Annotated in this window: 19 protein-coding genes; 14 read left to right on the top strand and 5 right to left on the bottom strand. The window is 70.5% G+C overall.

Annotated features, from left to right (window positions below):
• Positions 1-6: 6 nt before the first annotated feature.
• A complete protein-coding gene (locus ACFQW8_RS12800) occupies positions 7-1,467 on the top strand; it encodes a VWA domain-containing protein (protein ID WP_380087903.1) in 1,461 nt (486 codons plus the stop codon).
• A 166-nt stretch (positions 1,468-1,633) separates the two neighbouring features.
• Positions 1,634-2,527, top strand: coding sequence for a hypothetical protein (locus ACFQW8_RS12795; protein ID WP_380087901.1), 894 nt, complete (start codon positions 1,634-1,636; stop codon positions 2,525-2,527).
• A gap of 75 nt (positions 2,528-2,602) precedes the next feature.
• On the opposite strand, the gene ACFQW8_RS12790 is transcribed toward ACFQW8_RS12795, so the two are convergent.
• A complete protein-coding gene (locus tag ACFQW8_RS12790) occupies positions 2,603-3,439 on the bottom strand; it encodes an aldo/keto reductase (RefSeq protein WP_380087899.1) in 837 nt (278 codons plus the stop codon).
• A complete protein-coding gene (locus tag ACFQW8_RS12785) occupies positions 3,415-4,338 on the bottom strand; it encodes a DMT family transporter (protein ID WP_380087898.1) in 924 nt (307 codons plus the stop codon). Before ACFQW8_RS12785 ends, ACFQW8_RS12790 begins: the two co-directional genes overlap by 25 nt.
• 73 nt (positions 4,339-4,411) lie before the next feature.
• On the opposite strand from ACFQW8_RS12785, the gene ACFQW8_RS12780 reads away from it, so the two are divergent.
• A complete protein-coding gene (locus ACFQW8_RS12780) occupies positions 4,412-4,933 on the top strand; it encodes a MarR family winged helix-turn-helix transcriptional regulator (RefSeq protein ID WP_380087897.1) in 522 nt (173 codons plus the stop codon).
• A 57-nt stretch (positions 4,934-4,990) separates the two neighbouring features.
• Positions 4,991-6,769, top strand: a complete 1,779-nt coding sequence (locus ACFQW8_RS12775; protein WP_380087895.1) for an acetyl/propionyl/methylcrotonyl-CoA carboxylase subunit alpha — start codon at positions 4,991-4,993, stop codon at positions 6,767-6,769.
• 197 nt (positions 6,770-6,966) lie between these two features.
• Here the strand turns inward: ACFQW8_RS12775 and ACFQW8_RS12770 are convergent, their stop codons facing one another.
• Positions 6,967-7,578 (bottom strand): antitoxin, encoded by a 612-nt coding sequence (locus ACFQW8_RS12770; RefSeq protein WP_380087893.1) that lies wholly within the window; start codon positions 7,576-7,578, stop codon positions 6,967-6,969.
• A gap of 118 nt (positions 7,579-7,696) precedes the next feature.
• On the bottom strand, positions 7,697-9,115 hold the full coding sequence (locus ACFQW8_RS12765; RefSeq protein ID WP_380087892.1) for an NAD(P)H-quinone dehydrogenase: 1,419 nt from the start codon (positions 9,113-9,115) through the stop codon (positions 7,697-7,699).
• A gap of 28 nt (positions 9,116-9,143) precedes the next feature.
• On the opposite strand from ACFQW8_RS12765, the gene ACFQW8_RS12760 reads away from it, so the two are divergent.
• From ACFQW8_RS12760 to ACFQW8_RS12745, 4 genes are all read left to right on the top strand, one after another.
• Positions 9,144-9,995 (top strand): purine-nucleoside phosphorylase, encoded by an 852-nt coding sequence (locus tag ACFQW8_RS12760; RefSeq protein ID WP_380087891.1) that lies wholly within the window; start codon positions 9,144-9,146, stop codon positions 9,993-9,995.
• A gap of 7 nt (positions 9,996-10,002) precedes the next feature.
• A complete protein-coding gene (locus tag ACFQW8_RS12755; protein WP_380087889.1) occupies positions 10,003-11,715 on the top strand; it encodes a phospho-sugar mutase in 1,713 nt (570 codons plus the stop codon).
• A 114-nt stretch (positions 11,716-11,829) separates the two neighbouring features.
• Positions 11,830-12,024: a hypothetical protein gene (locus ACFQW8_RS12750; RefSeq protein WP_380087887.1), complete on the top strand. Its 195-nt coding sequence runs from the start codon at positions 11,830-11,832 to the stop codon at positions 12,022-12,024.
• 25 nt (positions 12,025-12,049) lie between these two features.
• Positions 12,050-12,529, top strand: a complete 480-nt coding sequence (locus ACFQW8_RS12745; protein WP_380087885.1) for a DnaJ family domain-containing protein — start codon at positions 12,050-12,052, stop codon at positions 12,527-12,529.
• On the opposite strand, the gene ACFQW8_RS12740 is transcribed toward ACFQW8_RS12745, so the two are convergent.
• Positions 12,477-13,097, bottom strand: a complete 621-nt coding sequence (locus ACFQW8_RS12740; RefSeq protein WP_380087883.1) for a hypothetical protein — start codon at positions 13,095-13,097, stop codon at positions 12,477-12,479. The two genes, ACFQW8_RS12745 and ACFQW8_RS12740, sit on opposite strands and share 53 nt — an antisense overlap.
• A 167-nt stretch (positions 13,098-13,264) precedes the next feature.
• On the opposite strand from ACFQW8_RS12740, the gene ACFQW8_RS12735 reads away from it, so the two are divergent.
• The 6 genes from ACFQW8_RS12735 to ACFQW8_RS12710 all read left to right on the top strand — a co-directional run bounded on the left by ACFQW8_RS12735 (position 13,265) and on the right by ACFQW8_RS12710 (position 19,747).
• Positions 13,265-14,779, top strand: a complete 1,515-nt coding sequence (locus ACFQW8_RS12735; protein ID WP_380087882.1) for a DUF222 domain-containing protein — start codon at positions 13,265-13,267, stop codon at positions 14,777-14,779.
• Positions 14,780-14,843: 64 nt separating this feature from the next.
• Positions 14,844-15,782: an endonuclease/exonuclease/phosphatase family protein gene (locus tag ACFQW8_RS12730; RefSeq protein ID WP_380087881.1), complete on the top strand. Its 939-nt coding sequence runs from the start codon at positions 14,844-14,846 to the stop codon at positions 15,780-15,782.
• Complete coding sequence (deoC, locus tag ACFQW8_RS12725) at positions 15,757-16,764, top strand: deoxyribose-phosphate aldolase (protein WP_380087880.1); 1,008 nt, start codon at positions 15,757-15,759, stop codon at positions 16,762-16,764. The genes ACFQW8_RS12730 and deoC overlap by 26 nt, the downstream gene beginning before the upstream one ends.
• Positions 16,765-16,791: 27 nt before the next feature.
• On the top strand, positions 16,792-18,243 hold the full coding sequence (locus tag ACFQW8_RS12720) for an aldehyde dehydrogenase family protein (protein ID WP_380087879.1): 1,452 nt from the start codon (positions 16,792-16,794) through the stop codon (positions 18,241-18,243).
• A complete protein-coding gene (locus ACFQW8_RS12715; protein ID WP_380087878.1) occupies positions 18,240-19,130 on the top strand; it encodes an aldehyde dehydrogenase family protein in 891 nt (296 codons plus the stop codon). The genes ACFQW8_RS12720 and ACFQW8_RS12715 overlap by 4 nt, the downstream gene beginning before the upstream one ends.
• Positions 19,127-19,747: a uridine kinase family protein gene (locus tag ACFQW8_RS12710; RefSeq protein WP_380087877.1), complete on the top strand. Its 621-nt coding sequence runs from the start codon at positions 19,127-19,129 to the stop codon at positions 19,745-19,747. The genes ACFQW8_RS12715 and ACFQW8_RS12710 overlap by 4 nt, the downstream gene beginning before the upstream one ends.
• The last annotated feature ends 3 nt before the right edge of the window (positions 19,748-19,750 follow it).

Below are 19,750 nucleotides of genomic sequence, written 5' to 3'. Positions count from 1 at the left end.
CGCACCATGTCCACCGCACTCGACTCCCGGCTCGTCGGCTTCGCGCGTGCCCTGCGTGGCCACGGGGTCATCCTCGGAACGAGCGAGATCGTCGATGCCGGGGCCGCCGTCCGGGTCCTGGGGCTGGATGACCGCGGGCGCCTCCGCGAGGGCCTCGCTGCCGCGCTGCTCCGTCGCTCCGGCCAGCGTCAGGTCTTCGACGACCTCTACGACGTGTGGTTCCCCGCTGCCCTCGGCGAACGCTCCGGGGTGAGCGCGGATGCACCGCCCGGCACCCTGGAGGACCGCCGCTCGCGAGCCGCCGAGCTGCGTGACGACCTCGCTCGCGCGCTGGCCGCCGGTGACGAGCAGGCCCTCGACGAGCTCGCAGCCCGGGTCGTCGCCGAGCTCGGGGCCCTGGCCAACGCCGCAACCACAGGGTCGTTCTCGGCGCAGCAGGCCCTCGACACCCTTGCCCCACAGACCGCCATCGTCGGAGCCCTCCAACGCCTGCAGGACGCAGCCGAGGACGCGCCCGGTGGTTCCGGCGACGGCAGCGGTGGCTCGGGCGGCTCCGGATCGGGGGTGGGCGGCCCGGCCTCCGGCAACACCTTCGCCTCTCGGTTCACCCGGGACGAGGTCCGCGCGGGTGTCGCCGCCTTCCGTCGTCGCGTCGAGGCCGAGACGCGTCGTCGCAACGCCGAGGTCCGCGGCCCCGAACGGATCAGCCGGTATGCCGTCCGCCCACCTGCCGAGCAGACGCCCTTCCTCCTCGCCGGACCGGCCGAGCTCGAGGAGCTGAGGGGCGCGATCCAGCCCCTCGCACGCAAGCTCGCGACGCGGCTCGCAGCCCGCCAGCGGCGCGCGTCGCGGGGTCGGATCGACGTGCGACGCACGCTTCGACGGTCACTGTCCACGGGCGGCATACCAATCCGTCCTGCACTGGAGCACGCGAGCCCGCACCGTCCCGACCTCGTCATCCTCTGCGACCTGTCGACCTCGGTCGCGGGCTTCTCGCGCTTCACGATCCTGCTCGTGCAGGCCCTGGCGACGCAGTTCCGCCGGGTGCGCATCCTCGGCTTCGTCAACCGCGTCGACGACCTCACCGAGCAGGTCATCGGCGCCCCACCCGGCAGCGACCTGGGTGACGCCTTCGACGACCTCTCCCGGATGACCCGGTGGCACCGCAACAGCGACTACGGCGCGGTCCTCACCGACGTCGTCGAGCACCACCTCGACGTGATCGGCCACCGCACGGCGGTCCTCATCCTCGGCGACGCCCGCTCCAACCACACGGACCCGCAGTTCGACGCCCTCCGTGAGATCGCCGCCCATGCCCGACACGTCTCCTGGCTCAACCCCGAACCCGTCCGCATGTGGGGCAGCAGCGACTCGGTCGCCCTGCGCTACAGCGAGATCGTCGACATGCACGAGTGCCGCAACGTCGCCCAGCTGAGAGAGTTCGTCAGCCGCCTCCTCCCCGTCTGAGGCCGGTCGCCCGATCGAGTGTCGGCCATCGGGGCCCTCCTCGTCCTCGATGACCCCGGATCCCCGACTCTGGGCGGTCGTCCACAGGCGCACGAGAGCCACTCTGCGGTCCACAGATCCTGGTCCGGAGGGAGGCGTCTCGCTCCGACCCGGCGAGGCTCATCGCATGTCCCGCCCTCCCGCACCGCTGCCATCCGGCCTAGGCCGGGTCTTCTCCACGTCACGGGCGATGAGCGCCGGGGCCACTGCCGACCGCCTCAGGGCGAGCGACCTGCACGCGCCCACCTCGGGGGTGCGTTCGACGAGGTCGGACAGCCAGAGCGTCGAGGCGATGGCTCGGGCCTACGCCCTGGTCCTGCCCCAGCCCTTCGTCTTCTCACATCACACGGCTGCGCGGATCCACGGCCTGCCCGTGCCTCACCCGTGGGACCCGAGCGAGCGTCTGCACGTCACGCGCCCCTCCGGCACACCGCTCGTGGTGCGTGCCGGGGTCAGGAGCCACCGCGGCCTCGAGCGGCGTGACACCGAGCTCGTCGACAGTCTGGCGGTGACCGACCCTCTCGAGACGTGGGCCGATCTCGGACCCGAGCTCGCCGAGGACGATCTCCTCGCCATCGCCGACGCCCTGCTCGCTCGCGACCTGGCACGGCCCAAGGACCTGGAGCGAGCGGCGGCGGATCGGCGGACCCGCGGCGCTGTGGCACTGCGTCGGTGCGCCATGTTGGCCCGACCAGGTTCGGCGTCGCCGTGGGAGAGCAAGGCGCGCTACGCGTTCCTCACGTGGGGGCTCCCTGAACCTGAGCTCAACATGGACGTGCTTGGGCCGGACGGCCGCTGGCTCGCCAGGCCCGACTTCTTGTGGCGCGAGCGCAGGGTCGTGGGCGAGTACGACGGCGACCAGCACCGCACCGACCGCAGCCAGTGGCAGTACGAACGGGAGCGGCGGGCGCGGCTCGAGGACGCCGGCTACACCTACGTCGAGATGACCTCGCTCAGCCTGGTCTCACAACGGCACCGCCACGCCTTGCGCGCGCGACTGGTCCGCCTGCTGCGTGAGTGAGTGCCTGGGCCAGTGTCGGGGATCTGGGCCATCACGTCCGTGTGAGCCCCCGAATCCCCGACACTCCAATCGTCGTCAGCCGTTGAACGTGTCCGGGTCGGGGCCGGTTCGGAAGCCGCGGTCGAGGGTCGCGATCTGCGCCATGTCGTCCTCGGTCAGCGAGACCGAGGTGGACTCGAAGTTCTCGGCGATGCGGCTCGGGGTGACGGACTTCGGCAGGACGACGAAACCGCGGGCGAGGTGCCACGCGATGATCACCTGGGCGGGGGTGGCGTCGAGGCGCTCCGCGATGGCGCCGATCACCGGGTCGTCGAGGACCTCCTTGCCCGAAGCGAGCGGGCTCCACGACTCGGTGACGATCCCGTGCTCGGCATTGAACTCGGCGACCTCGCTCTGCTGCAGATAGGGGTGGAGCTCGATCTGGTTGATGGCGGGCCACTCACCGGTCTCGTCGAAGAGGCGCTGCAGGTGGTCGACGTGGAAGTTGCAGACACCGATGGCCCGCACGCGGCCGGAGTCGCGCAGGGCCTGCAGCGCCTTCCAGGCGTCGACGTAGCGGTCCTGCTCGGGGAAGGGCCAGTGCAGGAGCAGCAGGTCGAGGGTCTCGAGGCCGAGGCGGTCCATCGAGCCGGTGAACGACTCCACCGTCTCCTGCGCGCCGAACTCGCTCGGCCACACCTTGGTCGTCACGAAGATGTCGTCGCGCGGGACGTCGGTCGCGGCCAGGGCGCGGCCGACACCGGCCTCGTTGTTGTAGAGCTTGGCGGTGTCGATGTGGCGGTAGCCGGTCTCGAGCGCCGACAGGACGGCAGCGTCGACCTCGGCGTCAGGAACCTGCCACACGCCGAAGCCGAGCTGGGGGATGTCGACCTGCGTCGATCCGGACTTCAGGACGATGTCGTTGATGGGCATGCATCCACCGTATGCCGGGTGCCCACCCAGCGCTGACCGGTCCACCCTCGAAGGCTCGAGCGAAGCTGTGGCTGAGCCAGCAGCACGCTGCCGAGGACGAGCCCCATGCCGAGGAGGTGGACCGTCCCGAAGGGTTCACCGAGGAGGACGACGCCGAGCAGGGTGCCTGCCACGGGGTTGAGCAGCCCTATGACGGCGACGGCACCGGCGCTCATCGACGCGAGCCCGCGGAACCAGGCGACGTAGGCGACACCAGAGCCGATGAGGCCGAGGTAGGCCAGGGCCAGCCAGCCAGTGACCGGCAGCTGCGGGGGCGCGCCCTCGACGACGAGCGCCACGGGCGTGAGCAGCAGCCCACCGGCGACGAGCTGCCACGAGGTCACGACGATGACGTCCTCCTGCGCACTCCAGCGTTTCGTGAGGACGAAGCCGGCGCTGGCCGACGTCACGGCACCCAGCGAGGCGAGGACTCCGATGACGTCGACGGTGCCCTGACGGTCGTTCTGGAGGATGAGCAGGAGGACCCCGAGGGCCCCGACGACCGATGCGGTCAGCGTGGCCCTGGCTGCTCGCTCACGCAGGAAGAGCCAGGCGAGCGCCATGGTGACCATCGGGCTGATGGCGGTAAGGGTGGCGCCGAGCCCGCTGGGCAGGCGCACGGCCGCGACGTAGAGGAGCCCGAAGAACAGACCCATCGTCAGCGTTCCCAGGACGAGAGAGCGCCACCACCACGACCCGCGGGGCAGTCGCCTGTGCCACGCGAGCATGAGCAGCCCGACGGGCAGCACGCGCATGGCTCCGGCGAACAGCGGTCGGTCGGCCGGGAGGAACAGGTGCGTCACGGCATACGTCGATCCCCAGACGACCGGAGCGATCGCGGTGACGGCGACGAGTGCCAAACCACCACGCTTCCTGTCCAAAATAGTTTCCACGGAAGGTACAATACCTTCCAAGGAAGGTATATTCCACTTCATGCCCCAGAAGCACGACAGGACGCCCTCCGACGACAGGGACATGGCCGACCACGTCGTGGAGCAGTGGCGTGCCGAGCGACCAGACCTCGACCCGAGCCCGTTCCTCGTCATCGGGCGGATGCACCGGGTGGCCAACGCGCTCACCGCCGAGCTGGTGAGCATCTATGCCGAGTTCGGTCTGGGTGAGGGGGAGTTCGACGTCCTTGCCACCCTGCGCCGGCAAGGGAGCGACTTCGCCCTCACCCCCTCCGACCTCTCGGAGCAGACCGTGGTGACGTCGGGCGCCGTGACCAAACGGGTCGACCGCCTCGTGGCCAGGGGCTACGTCGAGCGGCGCCCGAGCGGCACCGACGGCCGCTCTCGGCTCGTCGCCCTGACACCCGCCGGCAGGAAGCTCATCGACCGAGCCTTCACCGCCCACATGGCCAACGAAGCCCGGCTGCTGGAGGCCCTCTCCCCCACGGAGCGCGCCGGTCTCGAGCGCGGGCTGCGGGTCCTCGCCCAGTCCCTTGGTGTGTGACCCAACCCGCTCCACCACACCCCGCACGCGCTGGAGCGACCTACTACAGTCCGGGTCATGGCCATCAGCAAAGTCCTCATCGCCAACCGTGGCGAGATCGCCGTCCGCATCGCTCGCGCCTGCAAGGACGCCGGCATCGGCTCCGTCGCCGTCTATGCCGAGCCCGACCGTGACGCCCTGCACGTCAAGGTCGCGGACGAGGCGTTCGCGCTCGGTGGCACCACTCCGGCGGACTCCTACCTCCTCCAGGACAAGCTGATCGAGGTCGCCAAGGAGGCCGGCGCCGACGCTGTGCACCCCGGCTACGGCTTCCTCGCCGAGAACGCCGAGTTCGCGCAGAGGGTCATCGACGCAGGCCTCGTCTGGATCGGACCGGGCCCCGCCGCGATCGACTCGCTCGGCGACAAGGCCAAGGCCAAGCACATCGCCGTCAAGGCGGACGCGCCCCTGGCCCCGGGCACCAAGGACCCGGTCAAGGACGCTGACGAGGTCGTCGCCCTGGCGAAGGAGTTCGGGCTCCCCATCGCGATCAAGGCGGTCTACGGCGGCGGCGGTCGCGGCCTCAAGGTCGCCCGCACCCTCGAGGAGATCCCCGAGCTGTTCGAGTCCGCCGTGCGCGAGGCGGTCACCGCCTTCGGTCGCGGCGAGTGCCTCGTCGAGAAGTTCCTCGGCAAGCCGCGCCACGTCGAGACGCAGTGCCTCGCCGACCAGCACGGCAACGTCGTCGTCGTCTCCACCCGCGACTGCTCCCTCCAGCGCCGCAACCAGAAGCTCGTCGAGGAGGCACCCGCGCCCTTCCTCACCGACGAGCAGAACGCCGAGCTCGTGCGCGCCTCCAAGGCGATCCTGCGCGAGGCCGGCTACGTCGGCGCCGGCACGTGCGAGTACCTCGTGGCGCAGGACGGCACCATCAGCTTCCTCGAGGTCAACACCCGCCTCCAGGTCGAGCACCCCGTGACCGAGGAGGTCACCGGCATCGACCTGGTCCGCGAGCAGTTCCGCATCGCCGACGGCGAGGAGCTCGGCTACGACGACCCGACACCGGTCGCGCACTCCTTCGAGTTCCGGATCAACGGCGAGGACGCCGGCCGCAACTTCATGCCCGCGCCGGGCACCGTCTCGCGCATGGTCGTCCCGCAGGGCCCGGGGGTGCGCTGGGACGCCGGCATCGTCGAAGGCGACACGGTCGCAGGCGCGTTCGACTCGATGATCGCCAAGCTCATCGTCACCGGCCGAACCCGCGAGCAGGCCCTGGAGCGCTCACGCCGGGCCCTGGCCGAGCTCGAGGTGGACGGTATGCCGACCGTCCTGCCGTTCCACCGCGCCATCGTGTCCGATCCGGCGTTCGCGCCGGAGGGTGACGCCGCGTTCACGATCCACACGCGCTGGATCGAGACCGAGTTCGACAACCAGATCGCACCGTTCGCGGGTGAGGCCGCCTCCGCCGACGGCGCGCAGGAGCAGGGCGAACGTCAGCGCGTCACCGTCGAGGTCGGCGGACGGCGGCTCGAGGTCGTGCTCCCCGCCGGGCTCTCTCTCGGCGGCGGTGGTGGTGGCGCCGCGAAGAAGAAGGCGCCCAAGCGCTCCGGCGGCAGCAAGGCCGGGGCCGCGGCATCCGGTGACTCCCTCACCGCGCCCATGCAGGGCACCATCGTCAAGGTCGGCGTCGAGGACGGCCAGGAGGTCGCAGCCGGTGACCTTGTCGTCGTGCTCGAGGCCATGAAGATGGAGCAGCCGATCACCGCCCACAAGGCGGGCACCATCAGCGGCCTCACAGCCGAGGTGGGCGCCACGGTGACCAACGGCGCAGTCCTCTGCGAGATCAAGGACGCCTGAGAACCCCTGTCGACCGGTCGTCCCGGCCCTGCCCCCTCCAAGACGACCAGCGCGGCCCACCGCTCCCTGTGAGGTGAGCCGCGCTGTGGGTCCTCGTCGAGCCCAACCACACGCTAGGACCGTTGTCGGCACCCTCGCAAGCAGATGGGCCGAGGCCGACATGAACGTTCGTGAAGGCGATGAAGAAGGACGAATGCTCAGCGGGTGCGGGTGTCGTCCTGACCGAGGTCGATGGTCTCGCCACCGTCCGCGGGCTGGCTGCCGCCGGGAGTGTGTGCCGAGCCCGGGTCGCCCTGCTGGGTGGTGCCGCCCTGGGGCAGCCCACCGGCCTCCCCCTGACTCGGGGAGCCCGGGGTCTGCGGCTCGCTGCCCGGAGGCGGGAAGGAGGGGTCGCCGGGCGCGTCGGCACCCTCGCCCGGGATGGTCGAGGGTGCGCCGGGGTCCAGGGGAGCGTTCGGGTCCTCCTGCGGCTGCGGGTCACCGGTGCCCGGCGACGGGTTCGGGACGGGCACCTCGCCCGGCTGCTCCGGGGTCGACGGCGAAGTGGGGGTGGCGCCCGGGTCGGCCGGGACCGGGGTCGTCGGCTCGGACTCGGCCGTTCCGCCGTGGTTCGAGGGCAGGCCGAGCTTGTCCTCGATGAAGTCGCCACCCTTGTCGATGGCCGCCGAGAACTTGCCGCCCGTCCTCTGGTCGAGCACGTCCTCGACCCTGTCGATGGCGCTGCGCGCGGAGTCGGGGTTGTCCTGGGCGTAGTCCTTGGCCCGGTTGAAGGCCTCGTCGCCACTGATCGGCTGCTTCTGGTCACTCATCGTCGATCTCTCCCACGGTGTCGGGGTTCGGATGAGTCCCAAACTAGCCACGTGCAGGACCGGTGTGTGGTTTGGCCCCGGCCGAGCACCCGACCCCCAGCGCCCCCGGACGCCTCGGTCAGCTCGTGGTCGTGTGGAGCCGTCGCGCGGCCTCGGCGATCGAGCCGGACAGGGACGGATAGACCGTGAAGGTGCTGGCCACCTGGTCGACGTTGAGCCGGTGATGCACCGCCAGGGTGACCGGGAAGATCAGCTCAGAGGCGCGCGGCGCCACGACGACACCACCGATCACGGCGCCAGAACCCTTCTGCGCAAACAGCTTCACGAAGCCGTCGGTGATGCCCGACATCTTCGCGCGCGGGTTGCGGGCCAGAGGGAGCGTGACGACGTCGGCGTCGGCGCTGCCGTCGTCGATCGCCTTCTGCGAGATGCCGACGGTCGCGATCTCGGGGTCGGTGAAGATGTTGGCCGAGACGACACCGAGGTTGAGGGGGGCCACGGCGTCACCGAGGGCGTGCGACATCGCGATGCGGCCCTGCATGGCGGCCACCGACGCGAGCGGAAGGACCCCTGTGCAGTCGCCCGCGGCATACACACCTCTGACCGACGTCCGCGAGACGCGGTCGACCACGATGTGGCCCGACTCCGAGAGGTCGACCCCGACCTCCTCGAGACCCATGCCGGAGGTCTGGGGGACGGAGCCGACGGCCAGCAGTGCGTGCGACCCCTCGACCTCACGCCCGTCCTCGAGCCTGACGACCACTCCGTCGCCACGGGTCTCGACGGCGGCCATGCGGGAGCGCCCCAGGACCTCCATGCCGCGACGCCTGAAGACGTCCTCGATGACGGTGGCCGCGTCCGGGTCCTCACCGGGAAGGACCCGGTCACGCGAGGACACGAGGACGACGTCCGAACCCAGGCCGAGGTAGGCCTGTGCCAGCTCGGCGCCGGTGACGCCAGAACCCACGACGATGAGTCGCTCGGGCAGGGCGTCGAGCTCGTAGATCTGCTGCCAGGTGAGGATCCGCTCGCCGTCGGGCTGGGCCGTGGGCACGGTGCGGGGGGTGGCACCCGTCGCAAGGAGGACGACGTCGGCCTCGACCAGCTCGGTGCCTCCGTCAAGGAGGGTCGCCTCGACCTGGGTGGCCGACCGCAACCGGCCGGTGCCACGGAGCACGCGCACCCCGACCTCTGCCACTCGCTCGGCGATGTCACGGCTCTGCGCGGCGGCGAGGTCCTTGACGCGCGAGTTGACCTCGGCGAGCTCGGCCTTGGCGTCGCTGACCGCGTCGCCCTCTCCGTCCTCGAGGTGGACCCCGAGGTGGGCCGCCGTCTCGAACTCGGACATGTAGTCGGCCGTCGAGATGAGGGTCTTGGACGGCACGCAGTCGGTAAGGACGGCCGCACCGCCGAGGCCGTCACGGTCGACGATGGTGACCTCTCCCCCGAGGTGTGCCGCGACGAGCGCCGCCTCGTAGCCTCCCGGCCCGCCACCGACAATGACGACCCGAGTCGTTCGCGCATTCACGCGGTCCATCCAACCACGCGGCGGCTACCCTGCTCGCGTGACCGACAACGCCCCGATCTCGCCGTCCCTCCTCGACCTCGCCGACCCCGCGACCGACCCCTTCGCCGTCGCCGACGCGGCCGCCGCGATGATCCGCGAGCGCACCGGCGTCGAGAGGCACGACGTCGCGCTCGTCCTCGGCTCCGGCTGGGGACAGACCGGGGACCTCATCGGCGAGACGCTCACCGAGATCGACAACACCGACGTGCCGGGCTTCGGCAAGGCAGCCGTCGCCGGTCACTCGGGCACGATGCGCTCCGTGGCCATCGGCGACACGGGTCGCCGCGCCCTCGTCTTCGGCACTCGCACCCACTTCTACGAGGGCCGGGGAGTGCGCGCCGTCGTCCACGGCGTCCGCACCGCTGCCGCCCTCGGGTGCGGCACCATCGTCCTCACCAACGGGTGCGGCGGCCTGCGCGAGGAGTGGCCTCCCGGAACACCAGTCCTCATCCGCGACCACATCAACCTCACGGCGCACTCCCCCATCGAGGGTGCGAACTTCGTCGATCTCACCGACGTCTACACCCCGCGGCTGCGTGACCTGGCTCGCGAGGTCGACGGCGGGCTCGACGAGGGCGTCTACGTCCAGTTCAGAGGACCCCACTACGAGACCCCGGCCGAGGTGCAGATGGCCAAGGTCCTCGGTGGTGACCTCGTCGGCATGTCCACCTCGCTCGAGGCCATCGCTGCCCGCCAGAGCGGCATGGACGTCCTCGGCATCTCCCTCGTGACCAACCCGGCGGCCGGCATCTCCAAGACGCCGCTCAACCACGAGGAGGTCCTCGAGGCCGGCGCGGCAGCGGCCGGGCGTTGCGGCCAGCTCCTCGCCGCCGTCGTCTCGAAGATCTGAGGAACCGATGTCGTATGCCGCCCGCCACGAGTCCGCGCCCACCGTCCCGTCCGAGGCCGGGACGGAGAACGACGAGCTGATCGCGGCCGCGCGCGCCTGGGCTGCGGACGACCCGGACCCGCAGACGAGGGCGGAGCTCGAGGCCGTCATCGACGAGGCCGAGTCCGGTGACGCCGCTGCCGCCGCCGACCTCCTCGACCGCATGTCCGGCCTGCTCCAGTTCGGCACGGCCGGCCTGCGCGGCGCCCTCGGCGCCGGCCCGAACCGGATGAACCGCTCGGTGGTCATCCGAGCGGCAGCCGGCCTCACGGCATACCTGAAGAAGCAGAGCCGGGCCGAGCCCTTCGTCGTCATCGGCTTCGACGCGCGGTTCAACTCCGACGTCTTCGCCCGCGACACCGCTGCCGTGGTCGTCGGCGCGGGCGGACGCGCGTCCGTGATGCCTCGTCCGCTGCCCACACCCGTTCTCGCATATGCGATCCGACACCTCGGCGCCGACGCCGGCGTCATGGTCACCGCCAGCCACAACCCGCCGCAGGACAACGGCTACAAGGTCTACCTCGGCGACGGCTCGCAGATCGTGTCACCCTCCGACGTCGACATCGCTGCCGAGATCGCGCGCATCGACCGGACCCTGGACGTGCCGCTGGCCGACGACGACTGGGAGACGCTGGACGAGCAGGTGCTCGAGAGCTATCTGACCCACGTCGTCGACGTCGTGTCGGCGGAGTCCTCGCGTGACCTGGTCGTCGTCCACACAGCCCTGCACGGCGTGGGGTCGGAGACCGTCGCGCGTGCGTTCGTCGCCGCGGGGTATGCCGCTCCGCTGCCTGTTCCCAGCCAGGCACAGCCGGATCCGCTCTTCCCGACGGTGCCGTTCCCCAACCCCGAGGAGCCCGGCGCGATGGATGCGGCCCTGGAGCTGGCCGAGCAGACCGACCCCGACGTCGTCATCGCCAACGACCCGGATGCCGACCGGTGCGCCGTCGCCGTTCCGGGTCCGGGTGGGTGGCGGATGCTGCGCGGTGACGAGGTCGGGGTGCTGCTCGGCGCGCACCTGCTCGATCGGGGCGTGCCCGCGGATGCGGTGTTCGCCAACTCGATCGTGTCGACGCGGATGCTGGCCACCGTGTGCCGGTCGGTCGGCATCGCGCACGAGGAGACCCTGACGGGGTTCAAGTGGATCTCGCGGGTGCCGGGGCTGCGTTATGGCTACGAGGAGGCGCTCGGCTACTGCGTCGACCCGGGTCAGGTGCGTGACAAGGACGGCGTGTCGGCTGCTCTGGTGGTCGCGGAGATCGCTGCGTCGCTCAAGGCTGCCGGAGGGTCCATCTCGGAGCGGCTCGACGAGCTCGCGGTGGAGCACGGGGTGCACGCGACGGACGCCTTCTCGGTGCGCATCGAGGACCTCGCACTTCTCGACCAGATCATGGCGCGGCTGCGCGCGGAGCCACTGAGCAGCGTTGCGGGAGTGGAGGTCTCACGGGTCGACGACCTGGCCGCTGGTGACGGTGGGCTGCCTCCGACCGAGGGTCTGCGCTACTTCCTGGCAGACGACTCGCGGGTCATCGTGCGCCCGTCCGGGACCGAGCCGAAGCTCAAGGTCTATCTCGAGGTGATCGAGCCGGTTGTTGACGGCGACCTCGCCGGTGCCCGTTCCGTGGCGACCCAGCGACTGGCCGGAATCAGGGCCGACCTCGAGGCCGCCACCGCACTCTGACGCCGAGGGTGCACCAAGCGGGTCCACCGAGAGATGGAGGCGCGGGCGACTCTTCGTCGGCAGGATGGGGTCATTGCCGGGGGGAAGACTTCCCACGCGCCGAAGGAGAACCTGATGGAACGCCGCTACCTCAACATCGCCTGGCTGCTCACGGCGATTCTCGCCATCTGTGCGATCATCGCCGAGAACGTCGACAGCATCCCGAGCTGGACCATCGCCATCCCCGCCGTCCTCACCGGCTTTTGGTGGGCCTTCGGTCGCGGGGCCCTCGGGGACGGCTCCCCCAAGGACGAGGGCCCCAGCGTCTGACCGTCCACGCGGGCACACTGGTGTCATGGCTTTCCATGAGTCGTGGGTCGAGAAGCAGATCCGTGAGGCGCAGGAGCGCGGCGAGTTCGACAACCTCCCGGGTGCGGGCAAGCCGCTGACCGGTCTCGACGATCCCGACCCCGACTGGTGGGTCAAGAAGATGATGGCTCGCGAGGGTCTGAGCATGGCCGATGCCCTGCCGCCGGTGCTCCAGCTGCGGCGTGAGTACGCGACCTTCCCCGAGTCGCTCCTCGACGTCCGGACCGAGGACGGGGTCCGCGAGGTGCTGCGCGACTACAACCTGCGCGTCATCGACGACCGGCGACGGCCGGTGCTCGGCACCCAGTCGCCGGTGTGGGCCCCGACCGTCGACGTCGAGGCCATGGTCGCGCGCTGGCGCGAGCTCCGCGACCAGCAGGCCGCAGCGGCAGCCGTCGAGGCCGTAGTGAGCGTCAGCGAACCCGACCCACCTCGGAAGCGGTGGTGGCAGCGGCGACGGCCCTGACGGCATACACGATGGCTGCCAAACCGACGACGGTCAGGGTGCCGGCGGCGACGAGGCTGGAGGCGCGAACGGCCAGGCTGTCGACGTCCGGCGACAGCCACCACCCGGCGAACCACGGTTCGATGACCGCTCCGAGCGGCACGACAAGCCGCGCCGCGATCCCCCACCGGGTCCGGGACCGCGCGACCGCACCGACGAGGCCCAGTGGGGCTCCGCTCATCGCTGCTGCCAGGAACCACATGGCATTTGATGAGAAGGACCCGACCGGCATGAGCCCGGTGATCACGCCGACGCCGTAGTGGACGACCAGCGCCCCGGAGCCAGCGAGAAGTCCGGCGACGGCGGCTGGACGGAGATGACGCATGACGGCGCCGGCGAGGACGGAGATCCCCGCCCAGACGGTGCCCGCATTGAGCAGCAGGCTGAAGGTCCTGCGGATGCCGAAGAGGACCTGCTGGTCGCCCGACAGCTGCGCATCGGACGTGATGTTGACGACGAGGGACCCGACGCCCAGAGCCACCACGGCCAGCGCCACCCAGGACGCGCGTCGCCCATGCTCCCCCATCACCCGGCAAACCCTAGTCCGGGTGGCGGGGTCGGTCGTCGTGGTGTCGGGAGGACGGAGCTGGGCCCTTGTTCCGTCACCTGCACGGGGGCGCAAATGCGCTGTGCAACAGCGGGATTCGCTGTGGACAACTCCCATGAGTGTCGTCGAACAGGTGTATGATTTGGGGTATGGAGGGGACAGCAGCACCCGGAGGGCCTGAGGTTCAGGTCCGGTCCTTCGTGTCCTCCCTCATGGGTGTGGACCCGGAGGGTTTGACTCAGGCGGAGCGGGTCGCGGCGGTGTCCGCGTTGGAGGCTTTGAAGGGTGCGGCGGCTGCTGCGCAGGTGCGACTGACGGCGGCTGCGGTGGTGGATCGTGAGGCGTTGGGTGAGGACTCGCGCAGTGTGCGGGCGGACCTGGCGTTGGCTCGTCGCTGCTCGCCCACGGTGGCGGACCAGCACGTGGGGGTGGCCAAAGCCCTGGTGGGTGAGATGCCCGAGACCATGGCCGCGTTGACGCGCGGGGAGATCAGCGAGCGTCGGGCGATGATCGTCGTCCGGGAGACCGCCTGCCTCTCGCGCGAGCACCGCGCTGAGGTCGACAGGCGGCTGGCTCCGACGATCGGGTCGTTGGGGGACAAGGCGTTGGCGGGTGCGGCCCGGCGTGCCGGTGCCGCGTTGGACGCGGAGTCTCTTGCGGAGCGGAACCGCCGCGCTGTCGCGAGTCGTCGTGTGAGTGTCCGCCCGGCCGCGGATGGGATGGCCTGGTTGTCGATCCTGGGGCCGCTGAAGGACGTCATCGGCGCCTACGTCGCCCTGGCCGCCGAAGAGTCCAGGCGCCACCAGATCGATCCCGACCTGCCCGCGGAGAAGTGGGAGGCAGCCGCAGCAGCCGCCCGCGCCGACACCAGGGGCAAGGGCGCCTGGCTCGCCGACCGTGCCCTCGAGCTCCTCAGTGGCCGGGCGAAGGGCCAGCCGCAACCGGTCGAGGTCAACCTCGTCATGACCGACAACGTCCTGCTCCCGGCAGCGTTCGGCGGGCAGGCACCCGCCGACGACGTGGCCACGATCCCCGGGTGGGGTCCGATCCCCGGAGCCGAGGCGCGTGCGCACATCGCTGCACTGCTCGATCATGCGGACGCAGCCGACGTCGCACGCGGCGCCGGTGGCAAGAGCTGCGCGACTACCGTGTGGTTGCGGCGGCTGTTCACCGACCCGTCCGGGCGCGACCTCGTCGCGATGGACTCGAGGCGTCGCCGGTTCCTCGGCGGCCTCCGCTGCTTCCTGGAGCTGCGCGACCCCACCTGCCGCGTCCCTTGGTGTGATGCGCCCGCGGTCGAGTCCGACCACGTCCGCGCGGTCCATGCCGACGGCGCCACGGCGGGAGCCAATGGCGCTGGGCTCTGCAAACGCCACAACCTCGTCAAGGAAGAACCCGGGTGGCACGTCAGAGTCCAGTCCACCGGCCTCGACGGGACTGGGGCACACGGCATACGCATCACCACGCCGACCGGCGGAGTCCACGACGCCACCGCCCCACCGATCCTCGGCGAGGGCTGGGCCGCAGCCGAACCCGTGCCCGACGACCGGGTGAGCGACGTCCACCTCCAGGACCTGCCCCTGCCCAACGACCCGTGGGAGGGCTGGATCCCCGACCCACCCGACGACTGGTTCACCCAGGACGTCGAGATGCGGGTCGCCTGATCGTCGTGTGGTTCTCACGCGGGCGTCGGCTCGTGTTCGCATGGTCTGCCTAACGTCGACGGACGTGACCCGACGCCTTCGACTGACCCTCCTTCTCCTGACCGCCGCCGCGCTGACCGTGCTTCCAGGGATCGCCACAGCGAGTCCTCAGCCGGGTCAAGGACGGGGTGCGGAAGCGTCCGCCGCGCAGCTCCGGGTGATCCAGCACAACACCGACCACGTTCCTGCCGCATGGGACTTCGTCGTCGACCAGGTGGACGCATTCGAACCCCAGCTCGTGGCCGTGCAGGAGGTCTGCCGGCCATGGTTCGAGGCACTGCAGGCACAGCACCCGAGCTGGACCTTCGCCTACCACCCGCGCAAGCTGCACTTCGGCAACAGCAAGAACCCCGGGTGCGGTGGCGACTGGATCGGCGAGCTCGTCATCTACACCGGAGCCGCCAACCGGCCCACGATGACGCCGGACTACCCCAACAACAACGCCGACGGCGTGGAGAAGTTCGGCATGGCCTGCGTCGAGTTCCATCGCGAGGGCATCCCGACCCTGGGTTGCTCGACCCACTTGTCGGCCTTCCCGACATCGGGGGGACGCGGCACCCAGCCCGAGCGCGGTCCGCAGGTCCAGGCGATCATCGACCACACCCGGCCCTACCGCGCAGCAGGGTGGGCCGTCGTCGTGGCTGGCGACCTGAACATGACCTCAGCCGGCGACAACCCCAACAACACACCCATCATGAGCCAGATCCTCGGGCCCGAGGTCGGGGGCACCGGGGAGTTCTACGACGGCTCCCAGCACGACTGCGCCTGCCGCCTCACCACCCCGACCACCGACAAGAACCAGCGCATCGACTACGTCCTCTGGTCGGGCAACCGCACACCCTGGGTCGGTGCAGCCACCACGGAACGGTTCGACAGCCCCGCGGGCCACCACCTCCTACGCTCCGTCGGCACGCTCTCCCGGCGGATAGACTCCCGGAGTGAGTACCACCAAAGCGGCCGTTGAGACGACGCTCGACCCGACGGCCCGAGCCCGAGACCTGCTCGACGTCTCGCGGCTGACCAACCAGTCCCTGACGCGCTGGCTCCATGGCCTCCCGGGCGTCGACCAGGTCGGCTGCGAGGCCCGCGCGGCCGACCTCGGCACCCGTTCGATCAAGACGACGAGCAAGGCGTGGGCCGTCGACCTGGCCATCTCGATGATCGACCTCACGACGCTCGAGGGCGCCGACACCAAGGGTCGCGTCCGCGGACTCGCGGCCAAGGCGCTCCTCCCCGACCCGAGCGACCTCAGCACCCCCCGCCCGGCCGCCGTCTGCGTCTACGGCGACATGGTCACCACCGCCAAGGAGGTCCTGGGCGACAGCGGGGTCAAGGTCGCAGCCGTCGCCACGGCCTTCCCCAGCGGCCGCGCGAGCCTGGCCGTCAAGCTCGCCGACACCAAGGACGCGGTCAGGGCCGGCGCCGACGAGATCGACATGGTCATCGACCGCGGCGCGTTCCTCTCCGGCGACTACCTCACGGTCTTCAACCAGATCGCCGCGGTCAAGGAGGTCTGCGGCGACGCCCGCCTCAAGGTCATCATGGAGACCGGCGAGCTCAACACCTATGACAACGTCCGCCGCGCCAGCTGGCTCTCGATGCTCGCCGGTGGCGACTTCATCAAGACGAGCACCGGCAAGATCCAGCCCGCTGCCACCCTGCCCGTCACGCTCATCATGCTCGAGGCGGTGCGCGACTGGCGCGACCTCACCGGCACCCAGGTGGGCGTCAAGCCCGCCGGTGGCATCAAGACGAGCAAGGACGCGATCAAGTTCCTCGTCACCGTGAGCGAGATCGCGGGTGAGGACTGGCTCGACAACCACTGGTTCCGTTTCGGCGCGAGCAGCCTGCTGGGCGACCTTCTCCTCCAGCGCCAGCGGATGACGACGGGCGCCTACTCGGGCGCCAACTACATCGCCGACGACTCCCCCTCCACGGCCTACTGAGCCCGTGACAACGAAAGACGAAGCCTGATGCCCACGTTCGAGTACGCACCGGCTCCCGAGTCCCGCGCCGTCGTCGACCTCAAGAGCTCCTACGGACTCTTCATCAACGGCGAATTCAGCGATGGGCAGGGCGGCGACTCGTTCAAGTCGATCAGCCCCGCCACCGAGGAGGTCCTCGCCGAGGTCTCCGTGGCGAGCGAGGCGGACATCGACAACGCAGTCGCGGCCGCGCGGACGGCATACACCCGTGTCTGGTCCAAGATGTCCGGCGCCGACCGCGGCAAGTACCTCTATCGCATCGCCCGCATCCTCCAGGAGCGCGCCCGCGAGTTCGCGGTCCTCGAGAGCCTCGACAACGGCAAGCCGATCAAGGAGAGCCGCGACGTCGACATCCCGCTCGCCGCGGCGCACTTCTTCTACAACGCCGGCTGGGCCGACAAGCTCGGGTATGCCGCGTTGCCCGGTGGTGAGAACCCGCAGCCCCACGGTGTGGTCGGGCAGATCATCCCGTGGAACTTCCCCATGCTCATGCTCGCCTGGAAGATCGCCCCGGCCCTCGCGACCGGCAACACCGTCGTCCTCAAGCCCGCCGAGACGACGCCGCTGACAGCGCTGCTCTTCGCCGAGGTGTGCCAGCAGGCCGACCTCCCCCCGGGCGTCGTCAACATCGTCACCGGCGCGGGCCCGACCGGCCAGGCGATCGTGGACCACCCCGGCATCGACAAGCTCGCCTTCACCGGCAGCACCGGGGTCGGCAAGATGATCGCCCGCGCGATCGCCGGCACCCGCAAGAAGGCCACGCTCGAGCTCGGCGGCAAGGCCGCCAACATCGTCTTCGACGACGCCCCGATCGACCAGGCCGTCGAGGGCATCGTCCGGGGCATCTTCTTCAACCAGGGCCACGTCTGTTGCGCCGGCTCACGCCTCCTCGTGCAGGAGTCCATCGCCGAGGAGGTCGAGAGCCGCCTCAAGCGTCGCCTCGGCACCCTGCGTGTCGGTGACCCGCTCGACAAGAACACCGACGTCGGCGCCATCAACAGCCGTGCCCAGCTCGACCGCATCGTCGCGCTCACCGACGTCGGCGAGGCCGAGGGTGCCGTCCGCTGGGACAACGGCTGCGAGCTCCCGAGCAAGGGATTCTGGTTCAGGCCAACGGTCTTCACCGGGGTGACACAGACGCACCGCATCGCGCAGGAAGAGGTCTTCGGCCCGGTCCTGTCGGTGCTGACCTTCCGCACCCCGCAGGAAGCCGTGGCCAAGGCCAACAACACGCCCTACGGCCTGTCCGCAGGCATCTGGACCGAGAAGGGGTCGCGCATCCTGTGGATGGCCGACCAGCTCAAGGCCGGTGTCGTCTGGGCCAACACGTTCAACCAGTTCGACCCGACGAGCCCGTTCGGCGGCTACAAGGAGTCGGGCTATGGGCGTGAGGGCGGCCGACACGGCCTCGAGCCCTACGTGAAGGGAACGCAGTCATGACCCGCGTTGATGTGAAGAAGACCTACAAGCTCTACATCGGCGGCAAGTTCCCCCGCAGCGAGAGCGGCCGCTCCTACGAGGTGTATGCCGCGAAGAAGGGGCAGTTCCTCGCCAACGCCGCGCAGGGTTCGCGCAAGGACGCGCGCGACGCCGTCACGGCAGCGCGAGCTGCGCAGCCCGGCTGGGCCGGCGCCACGGCATACAACCGCGGTCAGGTCCTCTACCGCGTCGCCGAGGTCATGGAGGCCCGTCGGCCGCAGCTCGTCCAGGAGGTGCGCGACGCCGAGGGGCTGACTGCCGCAGCGGCGGAAGCCGTGGTGTCACAGGCGATCGACCGATGGGTCTGGTATGCCGGGTGGTCCGACAAGTACGTCCAGATCCTCGGCGGCATGAACCCGGTCGCCGGCCCGTTCTTCAACATCTCGGCCTCCGAGCCGACCGGTGTCGTCGCGGTGCTCGCGCCCCAGCAGTCGAGCCTGCTCGGCCTCGTGTCCGTCATCGCGCCGGTCATCGTGTCCGGCAACGCTGTCGTCGTCGTCACCAGTGCTGACCGGCCGTTGCCGGCGATCACCCTCGCCGAGTGCCTCGCCACGTCGGACGTGCCCGGCGGCGTCGTCAACATCATCACCGGCAGGGCGGCCGAGATCGCTCCGTGGCTCGCGAGCCACCGCGACGTCAACGCCATCGACCTCGCCGGTGCCGCTGGCGCCGAGGGGGTGGACTGGGGTGCCCTCGAGGAGGCCAGCGCCGAGAACCTCAAGCGCGTCCTGCGGCCTGCGGGCACCGGCCCGGCTGCGGTCGAGCCCGACTGGACCGCGACTCCCGACCTGTCCCGACTCACCGCCTTCCTCGAGACCAAGACGGTCTGGCACCCCAAGGGCCGGTGAGCATCCCGGACCACCGCGCGCGGGTCGTCGTCCTCGCCGGGCCGAGCGGGGCCGGCAAGTCGCGGTTGGCCGAGCGACTCCATGCCACCCACGGGTGGCCGATCGTCCGGCTGGATGACTTCTATCGCGACGAGGACGACCCCTCGATGCCCCGCAGCGACGAGCTCGGGATCATCGACTGGGACCACCCGGACTCCTGGAGCGCGTCGACGGCGGTGGACTCGCTCGTCCAGCTCGTCGACACCGGCTCGACGTGGACCCCGGTCTATGACATCTCGCTGAGCCGGGCCGTCGACACGACCACGGTGCAGGCTGCACCGGACGACCTCGTCCTCGCCGAGGGGATCTTCGCCGCGGAGATCGTCGCCGCCCTGCGCGAGGCCGGGGTCCTGCACAGCGCGTGGTGCATCCACCACCGGCCGTTCGTGACGTTCGTGCGACGCCTCGCGCGTGACCTCAAGGAGCGACGCAAGAGCCCGATGGTGCTCGTGCGGCGCGGGCTCGCGCTCATGCGGGCGGAACCCGAGGTCGTGCGTCGACAGGTCGCGCTGGGGGCGGAGTCTGCCCGCGCCAAGGACGTCGAGGCCCGCCTGGCCCAGTCCGCGCTCCAGTCCTGAGGG

Origin of the sequence: Knoellia altitudinis, from assembly GCF_042666355.1 — a bacterium.
Taxonomy (GTDB): domain Bacteria; phylum Actinomycetota; class Actinomycetes; order Actinomycetales; family Dermatophilaceae; genus Knoellia; species Knoellia altitudinis.
Note: the sequence above shows the minus strand (reverse complement) of the source record. Positions and strands in the feature narration are given on the sequence as shown.

Bases quoted from the DNA above. Each gene is read 5' to 3' on its own strand.
- ACFQW8_RS12765 (WP_380087892.1), bottom strand. From the start codon at position 9,115: ATGGACCGCGTGAATGCGCGAACGACTCGGGTCGTCATTGTCGGTGGC.
- ACFQW8_RS12715 (WP_380087878.1), top strand. From the start codon at position 18,240: ATGACCCGCGTTGATGTGAAGAAGACCTACAAGCTCTACATCGGCGGC.
- ACFQW8_RS12750 (WP_380087887.1), top strand. From the start codon at position 11,830: ATGGAACGCCGCTACCTCAACATCGCCTGGCTGCTCACGGCGATTCTC.
- ACFQW8_RS12780 (WP_380087897.1), top strand. From the start codon at position 4,412: ATGCCCCAGAAGCACGACAGGACGCCCTCCGACGACAGGGACATGGCC.
- ACFQW8_RS12745 (WP_380087885.1), top strand. From the start codon at position 12,050: ATGGCTTTCCATGAGTCGTGGGTCGAGAAGCAGATCCGTGAGGCGCAG.
- ACFQW8_RS12800 (WP_380087903.1), top strand. From the start codon at position 7: ATGTCCACCGCACTCGACTCCCGGCTCGTCGGCTTCGCGCGTGCCCTG.
- ACFQW8_RS12755 (WP_380087889.1), top strand. From the start codon at position 10,003: ATGTCGTATGCCGCCCGCCACGAGTCCGCGCCCACCGTCCCGTCCGAG.
- ACFQW8_RS12790 (WP_380087899.1), bottom strand. From the start codon at position 3,439: ATGCCCATCAACGACATCGTCCTGAAGTCCGGATCGACGCAGGTCGAC.
- ACFQW8_RS12735 (WP_380087882.1), top strand. From the start codon at position 13,265: ATGGAGGGGACAGCAGCACCCGGAGGGCCTGAGGTTCAGGTCCGGTCC.
- ACFQW8_RS12770 (WP_380087893.1), bottom strand. From the start codon at position 7,578: ATGAGTGACCAGAAGCAGCCGATCAGTGGCGACGAGGCCTTCAACCGG.
- ACFQW8_RS12775 (WP_380087895.1), top strand. From the start codon at position 4,991: ATGGCCATCAGCAAAGTCCTCATCGCCAACCGTGGCGAGATCGCCGTC.
- ACFQW8_RS12795 (WP_380087901.1), top strand. From the start codon at position 1,634: ATGTCCCGCCCTCCCGCACCGCTGCCATCCGGCCTAGGCCGGGTCTTC.
- ACFQW8_RS12720 (WP_380087879.1), top strand. From the start codon at position 16,792: ATGCCCACGTTCGAGTACGCACCGGCTCCCGAGTCCCGCGCCGTCGTC.